The organism is Candidatus Frankia nodulisporulans, from assembly GCF_902806475.1.
Lineage (GTDB): Bacteria > Actinomycetota > Actinomycetes > Frankiales > Frankiaceae > Frankia > Frankia umida.
In genome coordinates this window covers 1-2,269 of record NZ_CADCWS010000416.1, presented here as the reverse complement: position 1 = coordinate 2,269, position 2,269 = coordinate 1, and the positions used below count along the sequence as shown (strand labels likewise).

Annotated in this window: 1 protein-coding gene; it reads left to right on the top strand. The window is 71.7% G+C overall.

The window, feature by feature from the left end:
• Positions 1–198: 198 nt before the first annotated feature.
• Positions 199–2,269, top strand: a 2,071-nt coding sequence (locus tag G6R24_RS20375) for an ABC transporter ATP-binding protein (protein ID WP_225438861.1), incomplete at its 3' end; no start/stop codon positions are given.

Genomic DNA, 2,269 nt, shown 5'->3' with positions numbered 1-2,269 from the left:
ATCAACGGCGTTGCGGGAATGTTGCGCTGATAGACACTGACTGGGCCGTGCACGGACGCCGACGGACGTAACGTCGAAGCGGCGGTCACGGACCTCCGCCGTCAGCTGTCCATCGCGTGAGCTCCGACGGCGGCCGGTTCGGCACGCCCGCACATCCTGGAGGTCACCGCGAGCACCGAAGCATCCGCATCCGCGGCCATGGCCACGGCTGCGTCCACGTCCACGGCCGCCCCGCAGGCAATCGCGCCGGCGACCGCTGCCCAGCCGAACACCGAACAGCCGAACACCGAACAGCCGAACACCGAGCCGTCCAACGTCGAGCCGTCCAACGCGGAGCGGGATCGGGGGTGGGTGCGGCGGCTGCTGGGGGCGGTGCTGGTCTATCGGCGCAACGCGCTGCTGGCGTTCGGGGCGTCGCTGGTCGGGACGTTGATCACGGCGGCGGTGCCGTTGGTGGAGCGGTCGGTCATCGACAACGTGGTGGTGACGCATCGGCATGCGCTGGCGCCGTATCTGGTGGTGCTGCTCGCGTCCGGCGTGCTGATCTTCGTGTTGACGTTCGTGCGGCGGTACGCGGGCGGGAAGCTCTCGTTGGACGTGCAGTACGACCTGCGTGACCAGGTCTTCGCGACGATCGAGCGGCTCGACGGGAACCGGCAGGACCAGCTGTCCACGGGGCAGGTGGTGTCGCGGGCGATCTCCGATGTGACGGCGATCCAGGGGTTGCTGTCGTATCTGCCGATGGTCAGTGGGAACGTGCTGCTGTTCTTCGCGTCCATGGCGGCGATGGCGTGGCTGTCACCGTTGCTGACGCTGATCGCGCTGGCGATGTGGCCGGCGCTGTACTTCCTGGGGATTCGGGCGCGGCACACCGTCTTTCCGGCGACCTGGGCGGCGCAGCAGCAGGCGGGGGAGGTCGCGGGGGCCGTCGAGGAGGCGGTCGCCGGGGTGCGGGTGGTCAAGGGGTTCGGGCAGGAGTCGCGGGAGCTTGACCGGGTCGCGGGGCACGCGCGGCTGCTGTTCGCGCTGCGGATGCGGGCGGTGCGGATCACCAGCCGGTTCGGCGCGGCGATGCAGGCGGTACCGGCGCTGGGGCAGGTCGCGGTGCTGGCGTTCGGCGGGTGGCTGGCGCTCACGGACAGGATCACGCTCGGCACGTTCCTCGCGTTCAGCACCTACCTTGGCGCTCTGATCGGGCCGACCCGCACCCTCGCGGGCCTGCTCACCGTCGGCCAGCAGGCCAAGGCCAGCACCGTGCGGATCTTCGAGATCATCGACTCGCGGCCCACGATCAGCGACGCACCGGACGCGCGTCCGCTCGAGGACGCCGCCCGTGGCCTCGTCGAACTCGACGATGTCACCTTCGGCTACCAGCCGGAGCGGCCGGTGTTGCAGGGGGTGAGCCTGCGTGTCGAACCGGGCGAGACCCTGGCGCTTGTCGGGACGTCCGGCTCGGGCAAGTCGACGATCGCCCAGCTGCTGGCGCGCTTCTACGATCCGCAGGGCGGAGCTGTCCGCCTCGACGGGCACGACGTGCGCACGCTGACCCTCGCGGGTCTGCGCGGGCAGCTCGGCATGGTCTTCGAGGACAGCTTCCTGTACTCCGACTCGGTCCGGGCGAACATCAGCTACGGCCAGCCGGACGCGACCGAGGAGCAGATCGTCGCGGCCGCCCGCGCAGCCCAGGCCGACGGGTTCATCCGCGAGCTGCCGGACGGTTACGGCACGGTTGTCGGCGAACAGGGGCTGACCCTGTCCGGCGGGCAGCGCCAGCGGGTCGCGCTCGCCCGCGCCCTGCTCACGGACCCACGGGTGCTGGTTCTCGATGACGCCACGTCCGCTGTCGACGCCCGCATCGAGGCGGAGATCCACACCGCGCTCGCCGAGGTGATGCGCGGGCGCACCACGATTCTCATCGCGCACCGCCGCTCCACCCTGCACCTCGCCGACCGCGTCGCCGTCCTGGACGCCGGCCGTGTCGTCGACCAGGGCAGCGAGGCCGAACTCGCCGCCCGCTGCTCGCTGTTTCGCCGCCTGCTCGCCGGTCCTGGCGACCGCCTCGCCGAGGAACCCGAGCAACCGGAACCGGAGCCGGCGCCGGTGTCGGAGCCGGGGTCGGAGCCGGCCGCGGCGGCGTTGCCGGCACAGCCGCCGTCGATGCCAGCGGCGTTGCCCGTCCAGGCGATCTCCGCCGGGCAGCGGCGGTACACCACCACCGCCGGCGCGGATGGTGGACGAGGTGGCTTCGGTGGCCGCGGTGCCGGGGGGA